At 74.3% G+C, this 14992-nt stretch carries 13 protein-coding genes; 8 read left to right on the forward strand and 5 right to left on the reverse strand.

What is annotated here, in order from left to right; genetic code table 11:
* Positions 1–399 precede the first annotated feature (399 nt).
* The 7 genes from OG207_RS40380 (at position 400) to OG207_RS40410 (ending at position 6082) form a co-directional block, all read left to right on the forward strand.
* A complete protein-coding gene (locus tag OG207_RS40380; protein WP_329106165.1) occupies positions 400–1161 on the forward strand; it encodes a thioredoxin family protein in 762 nt (253 codons plus the stop codon).
* Complete coding sequence (locus OG207_RS40385) at positions 1158–1805, forward strand: TlpA disulfide reductase family protein (RefSeq protein ID WP_329106167.1); 648 nt, start codon at positions 1158–1160, stop codon at positions 1803–1805. The genes OG207_RS40380 and OG207_RS40385 overlap by 4 nt, the downstream gene beginning before the upstream one ends.
* Positions 1802–2578 (forward strand): cytochrome c biogenesis CcdA family protein, encoded by a 777-nt coding sequence (locus tag OG207_RS40390; RefSeq protein WP_329106169.1) that lies wholly within the window; start codon positions 1802–1804, stop codon positions 2576–2578. Before OG207_RS40385 ends, OG207_RS40390 begins: the two co-directional genes overlap by 4 nt.
* A 92-nt stretch (positions 2579–2670) precedes the next feature.
* Entirely contained in the window at positions 2671–3252 is a 582-nt protein-coding gene (locus OG207_RS40395) for a hypothetical protein (RefSeq protein WP_329106172.1), read from the forward strand.
* A gap of 34 nt (positions 3253–3286) precedes the next feature.
* Positions 3287–4018 (forward strand): response regulator transcription factor, encoded by a 732-nt coding sequence (locus OG207_RS40400; protein ID WP_329106174.1) that lies wholly within the window; start codon positions 3287–3289, stop codon positions 4016–4018.
* A complete protein-coding gene (locus OG207_RS40405) occupies positions 4015–5427 on the forward strand; it encodes a HAMP domain-containing sensor histidine kinase (RefSeq protein WP_329106176.1) in 1413 nt (470 codons plus the stop codon). Before OG207_RS40400 ends, OG207_RS40405 begins: the two co-directional genes overlap by 4 nt.
* A gap of 67 nt (positions 5428–5494) precedes the next feature.
* Entirely contained in the window at positions 5495–6082 is a 588-nt protein-coding gene (locus OG207_RS40410) for a GNAT family N-acetyltransferase (protein ID WP_329106178.1), read from the forward strand.
* A gap of 48 nt (positions 6083–6130) precedes the next feature.
* On the opposite strand, the gene OG207_RS40415 is transcribed toward OG207_RS40410, so the two are convergent.
* The 3 genes from OG207_RS40415 to OG207_RS40425 are packed head-to-tail and all read right to left on the reverse strand — an operon-like array spanning position 6131 to position 8243.
* Entirely contained in the window at positions 6131–6865 is a 735-nt protein-coding gene (locus tag OG207_RS40415) for a hypothetical protein (protein ID WP_329106180.1), read from the reverse strand.
* A 39-nt stretch (positions 6866–6904) separates the two neighbouring features.
* Entirely contained in the window at positions 6905–7690 is a 786-nt protein-coding gene (locus tag OG207_RS40420; RefSeq protein WP_329106182.1) for an SGNH/GDSL hydrolase family protein, read from the reverse strand.
* Complete coding sequence (locus OG207_RS40425; protein WP_329106184.1) at positions 7677–8243, reverse strand: PadR family transcriptional regulator; 567 nt, start codon at positions 8241–8243, stop codon at positions 7677–7679. The genes OG207_RS40420 and OG207_RS40425 overlap by 14 nt, the downstream gene beginning before the upstream one ends.
* Before the next feature lie 86 nt (positions 8244–8329).
* Between OG207_RS40425 and OG207_RS40430 the strand changes: the two genes are divergently transcribed.
* Complete coding sequence (locus OG207_RS40430; protein WP_329106185.1) at positions 8330–8743, forward strand: nuclear transport factor 2 family protein; 414 nt, start codon at positions 8330–8332, stop codon at positions 8741–8743.
* Between the two features lie 132 nt (positions 8744–8875).
* On the opposite strand, the gene OG207_RS40435 is transcribed toward OG207_RS40430, so the two are convergent.
* Both OG207_RS40435 and OG207_RS40440 read right to left on the reverse strand, forming a co-directional pair.
* Positions 8876–9613: an SAM-dependent methyltransferase gene (locus tag OG207_RS40435; protein ID WP_329106186.1), complete on the reverse strand. Its 738-nt coding sequence runs from the start codon at positions 9611–9613 to the stop codon at positions 8876–8878.
* Between the two features lie 289 nt (positions 9614–9902).
* The gene (locus OG207_RS40440; RefSeq protein ID WP_329106188.1) at positions 9903–14669 is read right to left on the reverse strand and encodes a hypothetical protein; all 4767 of its coding nucleotides are present in this window, start codon (positions 14667–14669) and stop codon (positions 9903–9905) included.
* Positions 14670–14992 lie beyond the last annotated feature (323 nt).

Below are 14992 nucleotides of genomic sequence, written 5' to 3' on the forward strand. Positions count from 1 at the left end.
GTCGGCCAGTCGGCCAGTCGGCCAGTCGGCCACGCGGCCACGCGGCCAGTTGGTCGTGCTTCCGGCTGATCGGGCGCCCGGCCGGCCCACTGTCGCGTGACCGCTTCGGCCGCTCCGCACCGCTCGGTCCCGCTTGACCCCTTTCGTAGGATTCGCCTCCCCGTATGCGCTCATCGGCGGGGGCCCGGTGAAGCGGAAGGTGATCTGTTCCTTAGGGGAACCTCAAGATCGCGCCCAGGCGGTCCGCAGGGCCCGCCGCGGTCCTATGCTCACGTCAGCCGAACGGCCTCCGGCGTCCGGGCACACCGCCCCGGCGAACCGCAGGACCGCCGGCTTCACCGAGTCGGGAGGCTTCTCGCCCTTCCCGTAGTTCTCAGCGCGCCTTGGGGTGTCTTCGCCATGACTTCTCGCATACTCCGACCCGTCCGTGCCGGCCACACCGCGCACCCCCGCTCCGCAGCGCCCCTGGGTGCCCGGCTGCCGCTCGTCGCCGCTGCCGTGGTCGCGGCGGGTCTGTGCGCCGCCTGCGGGCCGTCCTCCGAGAGCGTCGGCTCCGCCCCGCCCACCACGGCCGGTGCGTCCACCCAGGCCCTCGCCGCGGCCGCGCCGTCGGCCTCCGCGTCCACCGAGGCGTCCCCGAGCGCTTCGGCCCCGCCGTCGGCGTCCGCAACCGCGCAGGCCTCCTCCTCGCCGACCCCCTCCCGGACCCAGAGCGGTTCGGCCGCCCCCAAGCCGGCCCGTACGTCCGCCGCCCCCGCGCCGGCCCGGGTCCCCGGGCCCGGCTACGACAGCTCGGCCGACGCGCAGAAGCAGATCGACGCCGCACTGGCCGCGGCCAAGGCCGACGGGAGGACGGTGCTGCTCGACTTCGGGGCCAACTGGTGCGGCAACTGCAAGGCCGCCGACAAGGTGTTCGCCCAGCCGCAGACGGCGGCGATCCTCGGAGCCTCGTACCACCTGGTCAAGATCGACATCGGTGGCAACAGCTCCGCCAACTCCGCGCTCCTGCGCAAGTACAGCCCCTCGGGCGGCACCTACACGATGCCCGTGCTCGTCGTCGTCAACGCGTCCGGCAAGGTGCGCACCGACACCCACGCCACGGGCAACCCCTCCCTCACGGCGGAGGGGATCAACGCCTTCCTGCGCAAGTGGGCCTCGTGAGACCAGCGGGCCCGCGCCGGGTCCGGGTGCGCACCGCGGTCCTGGCCGGATCCGCCCTAACGGCCGCCGTGGCCGGCTGTGTCTACGCCGCCGTTGGCACGGTCGCCGCCGACGGCAGCCGCGCGGAGGCGGCGGCCGGACCGGCGACCGCGATCAGGGCCGCAGTCGGAACCGCGGCCGACGCCAAGGTCATCGACCCCGCCGATCGACCCGCAGCGCCCGCGCTGACGGGCGACGACCTCGACGGGAAGCGGGTCACCCTCGACGGCCTCCGGGGACACGTCGTCGTGCTCAACGTTTGGGGGTCCTGGTGCGGTCCCTGCCGGGCGGAGGCCGACGACCTGGCGCGGATCGACCGGCAGACCCGGGACCAAGGCGTCCGGTTCCTCGGGATCAACACCCGCGACCCGGAGCGTGCTGCGGCCCGGTCCTTCGTCAGCGCGCACGGCATCGGCTTCCCCAGCCTCCACGACCCCACCGGCGAGCTCCTGCTCCGATTTCCCCCCGCCCTGCTCAACCCGCAGGCGATCCCCTCGACCCTCGTGCTCGACCGCCGCGGACGCATCGCCGTCAGCATCGGCGGACCGGTCACTGGGGACGAACTCGGCCCGCTGCTCTCGCGCGTGATGGAGGAGGCGTCATGACGACGCTCCCGGCGCTCGCCGCCGCCGACGCCCCCTCGCTCCTGCACGGGACCCTGGCCGTCGCCGCCCCGGTGGCCTTCCTCGCGGGACTCGTCTCCTTCCTCTCGCCGTGCGTGCTGCCGCTCGTACCGGGCTACCTCAGCTACGTGACCAGCCTGTCGGTCTCCGACCTGGCCGAAGCCCGCGGCGGGCGCCGCAGCCGGATGGCCGTCGGCGCGCTGCTCTTCGTCCTCGGCTTCACGGCGGTCCTCGTCTCCGGGGGCGCACTGTTCGGGTACTTCGGCCGCACCCTGCTGGCCCACCAGGAGGTGGTCACCCAGGTGCTCGGTGTCTTCACCGTGCTGATGGGGCTGTCCTTCATGGGATTCCTACCGGGTTTCACCCAGCGGGAGTTCCGCAGCCACCGGCGGCCCGCCCTCGGACTGGCCGGAGCCCCCCTGCTGGGCGCGGTGTTCGCGGTCGGCTGGACCCCCTGCATCGGCCCGACGCTGGCCGCCGTACAGGCACTGGCCTGGAGCGAGGCCAGCGCGGCTCGCGGGGCGCTGCTGATGGCGGCGTACTGTCTCGGCCTGGGGCTGCCGTTCGTCCTGGCCGCGCTGGCCTTCCGCCGGGCCCTGGACGCCTTCGGCCTCGTCAAACGCCACTACCCGTGGGTCCTGCGGATCGGCGGCGGGATGCTCGTGCTCGTCGGCGTCCTGCTGGCCACCGGGGTGTGGAACGACCTGGTGTACCGGCTGCAGTTGTGGAGCGCGGACTTCACCACCGCCGTGTGAGCGACTCCCCGTACGGGCCCGCCCCGAAGACCCGAGAACCGATCCGTTTTTCCCGACTCCGTCTTCCCGACACAAGAGGCACAGAGACCCAGATGAACGTCTTCCCCCGTACGAGGCGCACCCGGACGGCCCGGACCGTGGTCGTCGCCCTCCTCACCCTGGCCGCGCTCACGGCCTGCGGCGACCAGTCCGCCCAGGACGACGCGGCCGCCGGCGCAGCTCCGCCGCCCACCACCAGCTTCACCGAGAACGGGGTCACCGTCACCCTCTCCGTGTCCGACTGGCACGCGTCGAAGGGCACGCTGACCGCCGTTTTCACCCCCGAGAAGAAGGGCTTCCACCTGTACAGCACCGAACTGCCGCCCACCGGCGTGGAAGGCGTGGGCCGGCCGACCGCCATGGACGTCACCGGAGTCCTCAAGGCCGAAGGGAAGCTGACGGCCGCCGCCGACGTACGGTCCATCAGCGTGCCCGGCGTCGATGCCCCGATGCCCGTCTACCCGGACGGCCCCGTCACCACCACCCTGCCCGTCCGCGCCGACGGCAACGGGGACGCGACCGTGCTGCTCGGATACGCGAGCTGCAGCGCGCAGGACGGCTGCACCATCCCGGTCGCCGACCACCCCGTACACCTGCGCCTCACCGACGGGGCTCCGACGTTCGCCGCCCACTAGGAGCGCGCCCGGACCGAACCCCTAAGGTGTGCCCATGCCCAGCGTCCTGGTCGTGGAAGACGACCCCAGCATCCGCCAGTCACTCATCGAGGTCCTGGCGGAGCACGGGTATGCCGTGCGCAGCGTGGGCGACGGGTTCGGCGCCCTGCGCGAGGTCACCCAGACGCCCGTCGACGCGGTGGTCCTCGACCTCGGCCTGCCCGATCTGGACGGGGGAGACGCACTGCGGATGATCCGGGGCATATCCTCCGTCCCCGTCCTGGTGGCCACCGCCCGCGACGACGAGACCGAAATCATCAAGCTCCTCAACGCCGGCGCCGACGACTACCTGGTCAAGCCCTTCTCCGGAGGACAGCTCATAGCCCGCCTCTCCGCCGTACTGCGGCGCACCAGCCACGCGCCCCCCGCGGGCGCCGCCCACACCGGGCCGGGGGCCCGGCCGGCGCCGGCCGCCGACCCGCTGGGCGCCACCACCGTGGGCGAGCTGGCGGTGGACCCCGGCGCGCGTACCGCGTACCTGGCCGGCCGGGAGCTCCACCTCACCCGGCGGGAGTTCGACCTGCTGGCCTTCCTCGCCCACCACACGGGCCAGGTCGTCTCCAAACGCAGGCTGCTGACCGAGGTCTGGCGCGAGCCGTACGTCGACGACCAGACCGTCGACGTGCACCTGTCGTCGTTGCGCCGCAAGCTCGGCGAACGCGCCGCGGCGCCGCGCTACCTGCTGACGGTCCGCGGCGTCGGCATCAAACTGGTGGCCCCGCGGTGAGACGCTCATTGGCGGGAGTTGCGCTCGCCGTGACGTCCATGGTCGCGCTCTCCTTCCTCATACCCCTCGGCGCACTGGTGATGTCACTGGTCAAGGAGCAGAGCGTCACCGCGGCCGAGCAGCGCGCCGCAGCCCTCGCACCCGTCCTCACGCTCACCACGGACCCATCCGCGCTGCGCGAATCCGCCGCCGGACTCGACGCGGCCGAGCACCTGGTCATCCATCTCCCCGACGCGCAGAGCCTCGGCGACTCCCAGGCTCCCGTGAAACTGCTCGAACGGGCCCAGCAGGGACGCGAGTCCATCTCCCAGAAGACTCCGGGCGGATGGATCTGCCTGCAGCCCGTGGTGCTCCCCGGCGACCGGGTCGCCGTCATCGAGAACTTCGTCCCCGACGAGGAACTGACCCGCGGGGTCAAGGCCTCCTGGGCGGTCATGTTCCTGCTCGCCGTCGGCCTGGTCGGCGGCTCGGTACTGGTCGCCGACCGGCTCGGAGCCAAGGTCGTCCGGTCCTCCAAGAAGCTCGCCCAGGCCTCGCACACCCTCGGTCAAGGCAATCTGGACACCCGGGTGGAGCCCATGGGGCCCAAGGAACTGCGCGACGCCGGCGTCGCCTTCAACGCCATGGCCCACCGCATGACCGAACTGCTCGCCATCGAGCGCGAACTGGTCGCCGACCTGTCCCACCGGCTGCGCACCCCGCTGACCGCCCTGCACCTGGCTTCGGAGCGGATGGCCGGCACACCGGAGTCGGCCAGGGTCGAGGCGGCGGTCCACGCGCTGGAGTCGGAACTCCAGGCCATCATCGCCACGGCGCGGACACCCCTCGCCGTGGGCCCGATGGGCCACGGCATGCGCAGCGCGGAGACGAATCCGGGCCGGCAGACGACCGGGGCGGGGCCGTCGTCCGAGTGTCCCCGGTCCGAGGTCGCCGATGTGGTGCGGCGCCGGACCGCCTTCTGGTCGGTCCTGGCGGAGCAGCAGGACCGCCCCTGCTCCCTGGACCTCACCCAGGAGCCCACGGCCGTCAGCCTCAGCGACGACGACATCGCCGCGGTGGTGGACGCGCTCATCGGCAACGTCTTCAGCCATACCCCGGCCGGCACCGCGTTCGGGGTCCGCGTCGCCCGTACCGCCCAGGCCGTGGAACTGGTGGTGGAGGACTCCGGGCCCGGCATCCCGGAACCGGACCGGGCCCTCTCGCGCGGGAGCAGCACGGGCTCCTCGGGGCTGGGCCTCGACATCGCCCGCAGGGCGGCGACCGTCACCGGCGGCACGATGCGCATCGCACACGGCCCGCAGGGAGGCGCGCACATCACCGTGGTCTTCGCCCTGGCACCGCCCGCGCCGCCCGAGCGCGGACCGCGCGGCTCGCGCAGGCGTGCGCGGTGGTGGCCGCGCACGCGGTGACCGTGCACGGGCCCGCCGGGCCGATGGTGGGGAGGGCGAGCCGCGGGAGCTGTGGCAGGATGCCGCGATGATCTCCAACTCGCCGATACCGCACGTCGTTCCCGCAGGTCGTATGGCCCGGTCGGAACAGCCCGTGCTCGCGCTGACCGGTGGGTGGGAGCTGCGCCCCTGGCACCCGGACGACGCGGACGCGTTGTACGCCGCCGGCCAGGACCCGGCCGTTCGCCTCTGGAACCGGCTGCTGGTGAACTCCCCGGAAGAGGCGCGTCAGCGGATCGAGCGCATGCACCGGCGGTGGCGGGCCGAGCTCGGCGCGATCTGGGCCGTCGCCCGGCCGGACGGTCCGGCCGTGGGCCTGATCGGCTGGAACGACGTCGACCTCCAGGGCGGCAGCGCCGAGATCGTCTACCGGCTGCTGCCCGCGGCACGTGGCGGGGGCGTCGCCGTCGAGGCGACACGGCGGGTCAGCCGGTGGGCACTGGACGACCTCGGCCTGCACCGTCTGCGGTTGTGCCACTCGGTGGCGAACCCGGCGTCGTGCCGCGTGGCGGACAAGGCCGGATACGCCTTCGAAGGCACCATGCGCGGCGCACTGCTGCACGCCGACGGATGGCACGACCAGCACCTGCACGCCCTGGTCCGGGGCGATGTCTGATCCCGCGACGGTCAGCGACCGCAAGGGGCGCCGCAAGGGGTGCGGCCGTCAGCTGCAATCCGACAGGAACCGGCCTTCGAGGTGGTCGGAACTGAGGAAGAGGAAGCCGCTTCCGTAGCCGAAGTTGAGGAAGAACGGGTCTGAGGCGTCCTCACCCCGGTCCTGGAACTGACACAGGAACCGCCAGGAGGCGTCGATGCCGAAGGCGCGGTGGTTGGGGTAGACGGCTTCGCCGCCCTGGAAGTCTTCGGGTCGTTCCCCCTCGGGGGATTCGACCTTGGGGCCCTCGCCCCGCAGCCACCGCGCGAAGGCGGCGGACTGGGTCGCGGCCTCGTCGAGTTCCGGCGCCAGCGGAGTCAGGTCCGTCAGCCATTCGACGGGAACCTCCGTGTCGTCCGGACCCCACCGCCACAGGGTCCTCCCCCGTGTACCGGGAGGCCCGACCGACACGAAGGACGGAATCCGCCCGCCGGGCTGGACCAGGACGACGGCTTCACCGTCCTCCGGTGCGGCCCCGCCCATGTCCATGTCCTCCTCGTGCAGGAACAAGTACGCGAGGCGCACCTCGTCTCCCGGCACCCGGAACTGTCCGACGAACACGAGCGGCTCGCTCGTACGCGGATGCACAGGCCAGACCGGTCCTTCCAGCCAGACCGGCTGCCCGCCGAACTTCGACACCGGTTCCGTGACCGGCTCGCGCGCAGCCCGGAAGGACATCTGCAGCCGCGGCAGGAAGGCGGCGTCGTAGGGGCCCGCGGCCCGGCCCGTCGGTTCGGAGATCATGCCTCCGACGCTACGCCACCCCACCGACAACACCCGGCCCTAGTCGACGGCGGAGGCCAGCGGCAGCAGTGCGGGGCGTTTCGCGGTGCGGCCGTCGCCGGAGGAGCGGCCGCGGAGGCGGCGGCCCAGCCAGGGGCCGAGGAACGCGGCCGCCCAGCGCAGTTCGGCCGCCATGGTCGAGCCCCCCGGGGCGGTCGGCCGCGGTGGCAGCGGGTGCGTCCAGGTGTCGTCGCTGCCGGGCAGGCCGACGGCGTGGGCGAGGGCCGCGGCGATCCGCTCGTGGCCGACGGGGCTGGCGTGCAGCCGGTCGTCGGTCCACATCCGCGGGTCGGTCACGGCGGCCGGCCGGGCCGTCTCGGCGACGGCGACCCCGTGGCGGGCGGCCGCCGCGCGGATGCGGTCGTTGAGGTCGGCTATGCGCGGTGCGGCGGGGCGGGCGAGGGGCACGAGCACGCTGAGGTCGGGGAAGGTCACCGTCGCCACGCGGGCCCCGGCGGCCGTGAGCGCGGCGAACATCTCCTCCAGGTGCCCGGCGACTTCCGCGGCGTTGAACCGGGGCCGGAGGACGTCGTTGACCCCGGCGACGACGGTGGCCAGGTCGGGGCGCAGGGCCAGGGCGGGGCCCAGTTGTTCGGCGCGCACCTGCCCGGCGCGACGTCCCCGGACGGCCAGGTTGGCGTACTGGAGGCCGGGATTGACGGCGGCGAGGTGTTCGGCGAGCCGGTCGGCGAAGCCGCGCAGGCCCACGGAGTCGTCCCCGTCGCCGAGGCCTTCGGTCTGACTGTCGCCCAGGGCGACGTAGCGCAGGTATTCACCGTTCGGCACGGGCCAGCCTCTCCTTCAGGATCGCCGCGCTCCGGCGGCACCAGTCGCGGTGTCCCTGCTCGAAGGCGAGGCCGCGCAGACCGGTCAGGTACCCGCCGATCCGCTCGCCGTGGAGCAGGAACTCGTCCTCGTCCATGTCGCCGCGCATCTTGCGCAGCACCTTGCCGATCAGCTCGATCTTGGCGTCGGCGGCGGCCGCGCGCGCCTCGAGTTGCGCGATCACCGGTCCGGTGCCGATCCGGTCGGCGGTCTGGACCTTGACGAGGAGGTCGTCACGGATGACGGAGGACTTCAGCGGAGCCGCGGCGAACTCCTCCAGTTCGGTGCGGCCGGCCCCGGTGACCCGGAAGAGGCGTTTGTTGGGCCGGGTCTCCTGGACCACTTCGCGGCCCTCGACCAGCCCTTCCTTCTCCAGCTTGGCCAGCTCGGCGTAGAGCTGCTGGGGCAGGGCGTGCCAGAAGTTCGCGACGCCGATGTCGAAGGACTTCGCCAGTTCGTAGCCGCTGAACTCGCCGTCCAGTAGAGCCGCCAGTACGGCATGGCGCAGAGTCATCGCGGTCGCCCCTTCCCCTTCCTCGCCAACCCCTGCATCATACTCATGAAAGTGACTAGTCAGACTCATGAGTATGAGGAGGGGCCATGGAGACGGCCGAACGCTTCCGTGCTGCCGTGGAGAAGCGCGATCTCACCGCGCTGGAGGACCTGTTCACCGAGGGCGTCCGGCTCTACAGCCCGGTGAAGTTCACGCCCTTCGAGGGCCGGCCCATGGTCCTGGGGCTCTTCGGGGTCCTGCTGCGGGTCTTCGAGGACTTCCGCTACGTCGGCGACTTCGAGGGCGCTGCCGAGACCAGCGCCGACGGCGAGGAGGCCCCGGCGGAGGTCCTGCTCTTCCGCGCCGCGGTGGACGGCCGGGAGATCCACGGGATCGACCTGCTCCACTTCGACGAGGCGGGCCGCATCAAGGAGTTCACCGTGATGGTCCGCCCGCAGTCCGCCGTGCAGGCCCTGGGGCAGGCGGTCCTCGCCGGCCTGGTCGCCGACGGTCTCGTCTAGGCGCCGCCTTCGGTGCCGGTCCGATGGACGTCGTGCCGGAGTGCGGACGGCCGTGGACGCCCGCACTCCTTCGCCGTCACGCCCTCACGCCGTCACGGCAGGACGCCCGGACGAGGACGGTCCCGCGACGGCTTAGGCGGAGGTCGGGCGCAGGACCAGGGAGACGAAGCCGAAGCTGTCCCGGTAGCCGTGCAGCCATTCCGCACGCCGGATGGCGGCCGTCCGCAGCACCTCGGCGGCGTCCGGATCGACGGGGTGGTCGAGGGCCCACGAGGCCAGCGAGCCCAAGCACGACCACTCGTACGCGTCCAGCTCCTCGCGCGTGCTGACGTGCGCGTGTACCGGAGCCCACCCGTCGTCGACGATGAGGTCCAGGGTAGTCGCGAGGTCGTGCAGCTCACCGAAGATCTCGACGGCCTCGCGGGAGGGCGTGCGGTCCCAGAAGCTCTCACCGAGCAGCACGCGGCCGCCGGGAGCCAGGTGCTGCCGGGCCGCCGCGAGGGTCGGCAGCAGGCCGCCGAAAGCGTGGGTGGCCCCGACGCTGAGCACCAGGTCGAAGGGCTGGTCGGAGACGAAGTCCGCGGCCTTCTGCTGGTGCACGACGAGACGTTCCTGGACGCCGAGCAGGCCCGCCGACCGGCGGGCCTGCGCCACCGACTCCTCCGAGGTGTCCACGCCCTCGGCGTGCAGACGGGGGTGCGTGGCCAGGGCGCGCAGGAGCCATTCCGCGGTACCGCACCCCAGGTCGAGCACCCGCTCGCCGTCGCGCGGTGCGCCGTGTTCGAGCAGTCGGCGTACCGATTCGTCGCCGAGCGGGGCCTTTATGGGGTGGTCGGCGTGGGCGATCTTGGAGATCTGTTCATGATTCACCGGGGCAGCTTGCCAACGCCGCAGCCCACGCGCACCCCATTTCCGTCCGGGTGCCGGACACGCCCCTCGGTCCTGTCGTCAAAGTGGCGTCGGTAGGGCCCGCGGCGTTCGGTGTCATGGGGTCTCCCCGGGCCCGCCGGGGCCGAGGGGCAGCATCGCAAGGCGGAGGGGCGCCCGTGTACGGGACGTACTCGGGCGCCCCGACAACGCGGCGAGGTGCGGTGCCGGGCGTCGCGGGCCCGGGGGCACCTCCCAGCGGTAGCTGGGGGAGGGACTTTGACGACAGGGCCTAGGCAGGCCTCCGCTCCCAGGCCCGCGCGAACACCTCGTGCAGGGGCTCCGTCGGCAGCACCCGGCCGAAGGGGGCGCGGACCGAGTTGCTCCACAGCGGGCGCACCTGGTGGGTCGCCAGCTTCACCGTCTCCAGCGGCAGGTTCGGGGCCTTCAGCTCGGTCCATTCCCCGGGCAGGAACACGGTCCGGCCCGCCCGTGCCCGCTTGGCCTCCATGACCGCGCCGGTGGCGAGGAGCTCCGCCTGGACCTCCTTGTGCCGCTTGGCGGACCAGCCGTTCCACCGCCGTACGTTCCGGTCGGTGGGGGCGGCCAGCGCCGCCACCTGGAGGTACAGCGCCGCCGCGTCCGCGCCGACGCTGAGCTCATCCGCTGCCCGCGTGACCAGCTCCGGGCAGGACCGCCGCGGATCCGCCTCGTACGCACCGGCGGGCACCGGTCCGGAGCGGGCCCGCAGCATCATCCGCTCCAGCCCGCCACCGGCCACCAGCGGTGCCACCCGGTCCAACTCCTCCGTGAGGTCGGTGACCTCGCGGACCCGCCGCCACACCTCGGGGTCGGTGACCGCGGCGGGCCGCAGGAACGAGGCGCCGCCCGGCGCGCACACCACCAGGGGTCCGGAGTCGTACGCGGTCACCGGGACCGGGCCCTCCTCCTTGCGGACGTCCATCGCCACCGGCAGCAGCCCGGGCCCGAAGCGCTCCGCGATCCGCGCCGAGGTGTCCTGGACCCGGCCGCCGGGCAGCGCCAGCAGCAGCTCCGGACGGGCCAGTTCGGCGCGCAGCCGCTCGTACACGTCCATCGCGCCGGCCACCGCGGGATCCCCGACGGGCCGGTCCGTCCAGGCCCACACCAGCGCGCTCGCCATTCCGAGGAGGTCGAGTCCCACCGGTGTGCCGTACGGCAGCTCGGGTTCGGCCGGGGGTACGGCCCGGACCTCCACCCCGATGCCGTACGGGGTCGCAGCCAGCTCCCAGCCGGCCGCCTCCACGGGCGCGTTCACGGTCGTGTCCGAGGCGGCCTGCCAGCCACCCGCCAACCGCCGGGCCCATACCTCGCCGAGTCCCAGGTCGGTCTCCAGGGCGTCCGCCGCCTCGTCGTGTACGGCGGGCAGCGCGCCGAGCAGTTCCCGCCACACCCCGGCCATCCGCTCCGCGGCCGCATCGACCCCGCCCGGCCGCCACAGCTCGGCCGGGTCCTCGGGCAGGGCCGCGGCCAGGACGGCCCGCTGACCGGCGCCCCCGAGCCGCGCACGCAGTTCCTCGTACGCCCCGGCCGTCAGCGCGGTCGCCCGGTACGGGGCCTTGCACGCCAGGGCGCGGTCCTCGTCCCGGTGGGCCCGGCCGACCAGACCGGCCACCACGAGCCGGGCCACGGCCCGCCGGACACCGGTCAGTTCCGCGAAGCGTGCCGCTGCCGATTCGGGCACCGGGACCGGCCCTTGCGCCTCGACCGCCGCCACCAGGGCCCGCAGCCGGGCGGCGTCGTCCCGCCGCACCCGGACCGGGCGGGCCTGCGGGAGCGCCGCCGGCACCGGGTCGCCGTCCGGATCCCCGACGGCGGGCGCCACGAACCAGCACGCCGACCCGCCGGACCGCAGTGCGGCGGACGCCACGGCCGTCCCGCCCGCCCGCAGCCCGTCCAGGTCCGCGGAGCCGGGCGTCCGGCCCACCCACCAGCGGCTGCCCGCACGGGCGAACGGCTGGTCGGCCCAGGTGTCCAACAGTGCCAGCAGGGCGGCCCGATCCGCGTCCGGGGTCGGCGCCACCGCCGCCCGCCACGCCACGGCGTCGATCGAGCCCAGCAGCTGCGACCAGTCGTGCGGCGGCGCGGGCGGCGACAGCCGCCGCACTTCCTCCACGATCGTCCCGGCCAGGCAGGCGCCGTCGGCGGCCAGCGCGCCGAGCGTCGCCGGCAGGGCCACGTCCCGGGTCCGACCGCGCGCGTCCTCCTCCCCGCCCGGGACCAGCCCGAACAGCGCGGGCAGCAGCTCGGTGTCCCGCGCGGACCTGCGCAGCACGACCGGCGGGGCCTCGGCGAGCAGGGACACGCGCCGGTGCAGGGCCCGCCGTCGCTCCTCCACCCGGGCCGCCCGCCCGGCCACCGCCACGACCGCCCCGGCCAGGACCGGGTCGGTGACCTCCGGCAACTCCCGGGCCACGACCGCGCGCAGCGCCTCCTCGCCGGTGAGGGCGGCCGCCAGCAGCGCCTGCGCCGTCTGCCCGTCCACGCTCCGCAGCGCCCGGGACCCGGCCGCGTCACGCGTGCGCAGCAGGTACCAGAAGGCGGGCGGCAGGGCCACGCCCGCCGACACCGTGACCTGCCGGGCCGGCCTCACCCGCGGGTGCTTGGGGGAGTGGTGCCCGTCCAGCTCCCACAGCAGGACGCCGTCGGCGGTGTACGCGCGCACACCCGTAGGGGTCTGCGCCTCGGCCAGGACCACGTCTTCCACCGCGCCCTCCGGCGCGGCCCACAGGCCCCACGGCTCCTGCCCCGGCCGGTCGATGTCGAAGCGGGCCGTACGCCCGTCCACGCTCTCCACCAGGTAGTGGTCGGGCGCGTGGTCGCGGTGCCGGGTGCGGAACAGCACCCGGGTCCCGACCAATCCGTCCCGGCTGCCCAGCGGGGAGTCGGACAACCCGGCGGGCAGCGGTGCCAGCTGCAGCGCCTCCGAGTCCAGGCTCATTCCCGCCTCGGACGGCTCCGCGGCGGGATCGGTGGCCGGTGCGCGGCCGGGGAAGTGCGGCAGCGCAACGGCTCCCCGCCGTTCCCCGGTGACCGGGTCGACCACCTCCCACGGCTTCCGCCCGTAGATCGTGTTGGTCCAGATCCGGGAGCCGTCGCCCAGCAATAGTTCCTCGCCGTCGATGCCTTCGGTGTCCCCCGGGCGCAGCACGCGCAGGCCGCTGTGGCGACCGCCCCCGTCGGCGCTCTCGAACTGGAAGCCGTACGCCCCGTCCAGGCTGCCGCCGAACGGCACCATCCCGCCCAACTCCGCGGGCTCGAAAGGTTCCTCGGGGCGGTCCGCCCAGACTGCGGTGTCGCAGAAGTACGGGTTCGGCTTGAGGGTCCAGCTCACGAGGAAGGAGCCGCCCACGTAGTGCACGGCGAACAGGGTCGCGTCCTCGGGAACCGCGAACCGGCAGGAGCCCCGCTCCCCGTCCGGGGCGACGGCGACCGCCCGGTCCCGCCCGAACACCGTCAGCACCGGCCAGGTGCAGGTCACCCCGGCGACGCCCGGCAGCGGCGGGGTCGCCGCGGACTCGACGGAAGCGGCCGGCACGGCTGGCTCCGCGAACCCCGCGTACACCGACTCCAGGGCCGGCCAGGCCAGTTCCTCCGGCAGGCCGGCCGCCAGCGAACGCCGCAGCGTGCCCGCCGCCCCCGCCCCGGCGAGGGCGTCGACGATCCCGCCGAGGGCCGTCACCGTCGGCCGGTCCAGCAGGGTCTCCAGCTCGGCCACGGCCTCCTCGGCCCCCGCCATGCCGCCGCCCCCGACCGCGGAGACGAGCTTGCCGACCCGCCCGGCCACCTCGTGGGCGATGCCCTCGTTGCCCGGCAGCAGCGTCACCGCGGACCCGGTACGGCGCCCGCGCGCGGTCCAGTGGTCCGGGAGCAGATCGGCGTGGACCGTCCCCTCCAGGCGGGGGCCGAACACCGGGTCCGCGGCCAGCGCGACGAGGTCCCGTCGGGACCGCTCCCCCCAGAACCGCATCCGGACCTCCGGGCCCGGGTCGACCACCGCGGCCCCGGCCGCCAGGCAGGCGTCCAGCACGTCCGCGTCGAAGCCCTGGTAGTGGTACCGGGTGGTGTGCACCGCGACGGGGGTGCCCGCCGCCCGCAGCTGCGGGCCCAGCCGGACGACCAGGTCGAGGAGTTCCGCCGGCAGCGGCTGCCGGGAGACCCCGCCGCCGGACTGCAGCGCGTACTGGTACATGCGGACGAACTGTCCGACCCAGTGCGCCAGCCCGCCCTGCGGCACCAACCGCCCGGCCGCCATCGCTTCCGTCGCTCCGCAGCCGATCAGCATCCGCAGCCAGGCCCCGCCGTCGGTGACCCCGGCCGGGAAGACCTCGACCAGTCCGGCCAGGATGGCGTCCGCCGGCGGATGCGCCGTCAGGACGGCCTCGGCGGCGGTCAGCAGTGCTTCGGGCACCGACTTCCCGCGGGTGACCGACAGGATCGCGCCCACCATCCGCGCGGCCTCGTCGTCACCGTGCCCGGCCGCCTTGGCCGACGCCCGTACCCGGCGCACCAGATCCGCCGGCAGGTCCGCCCGCGAGCCGGCCCACGCGGTCAGGAACGCCTCCAGGGCCGTGTGCGCCGCCGCCGGATCGAGGGTCTCGGCGAGGAAGCGCTGATGGGCCCCGAACTCCTTGGCCGGCATGGCTCCACCCGCCGCGAACAGCAGGGCGTTGGCCCGGCGGTAGCCGGGATCCACCGGCAGCCCGTGCTCCGCCTCGGCGGCGCGCGCCGCCGCGTAGGCCCGCCCGCCCGGCCGGCTCCCGTACCCGATCAGGCGATGGCCCACCGTGTCCCAGAACCACGGCAGGTGCGCCGGCGGCAGCCGCCGCGCCCGCGCCGTCATCGTGTCGACGAACCGGCCGGGCTTCTCGTGGGACCGGCCGAGCTCGGTGTACATGTCGTCGATCAGGTCCCGCGCGACCCCGGCCGCACCCGGGTCGTGGGCGGCGACCCAGTCGGCGTACGTGGTGGAGGCGTGCGGACCGGAGGCGGGCAACAGGGCATCGAGCGAGACGATCATGCTTCGCATCGTCGCACGGACCACTGACACCACCCGGCCGAGGCGGAGCGGCCCCGGCCCGGCTTCCCGGCCCCGGCCCCAGCCCGGCTTCCCGGCTGCGGCCCCGGGCCCTGGCCTCCCGGCCCCGGCTCAGGTTCCGGCTTCCCGGCCCCAGCTTCCCGGCCTTGGCCCCCGGTTTCCCGGCCTTGGCCCCCGGTTTCCCGGCCTTGGCCCCCGGCCTCCCGGGCCACGGGCTTTCGTCTCCCGGCCTTCCTCTAGAGTGCTTCCGTCCCGTACACGTGACTGTGACCCCGGCCGGGCGGCGCGTGCCGACCCGCGCACGG

This window comes from Streptomyces sp. NBC_01439, assembly GCF_036227605.1.
Classification (GTDB): Bacteria; Actinomycetota; Actinomycetes; order Streptomycetales; family Streptomycetaceae; genus Streptomyces.

Coding starts and splice junctions, on each gene's coding strand:
- OG207_RS40380 (WP_329106165.1), top strand. CDS start 400: ATGACTTCTCGCATACTCCGACCCGTCCGTGCCGGCCACACCGCGCAC.
- OG207_RS40390 (WP_329106169.1), top strand. CDS start 1,802: ATGACGACGCTCCCGGCGCTCGCCGCCGCCGACGCCCCCTCGCTCCTG.
- OG207_RS40395 (WP_329106172.1), top strand. CDS start 2,671: ATGAACGTCTTCCCCCGTACGAGGCGCACCCGGACGGCCCGGACCGTG.
- OG207_RS40400 (WP_329106174.1), top strand. CDS start 3,287: ATGCCCAGCGTCCTGGTCGTGGAAGACGACCCCAGCATCCGCCAGTCA.
- OG207_RS40410 (WP_329106178.1), top strand. CDS start 5,495: ATGATCTCCAACTCGCCGATACCGCACGTCGTTCCCGCAGGTCGTATG.
- OG207_RS40415 (WP_329106180.1), bottom strand. CDS start 6,865: ATGATCTCCGAACCGACGGGCCGGGCCGCGGGCCCCTACGACGCCGCC.
- OG207_RS40425 (WP_329106184.1), bottom strand. CDS start 8,243: ATGACTCTGCGCCATGCCGTACTGGCGGCTCTACTGGACGGCGAGTTC.
- OG207_RS40430 (WP_329106185.1), top strand. CDS start 8,330: ATGGAGACGGCCGAACGCTTCCGTGCTGCCGTGGAGAAGCGCGATCTC.
- OG207_RS40440 (WP_329106188.1), bottom strand. CDS start 14,669: ATGATCGTCTCGCTCGATGCCCTGTTGCCCGCCTCCGGTCCGCACGCC.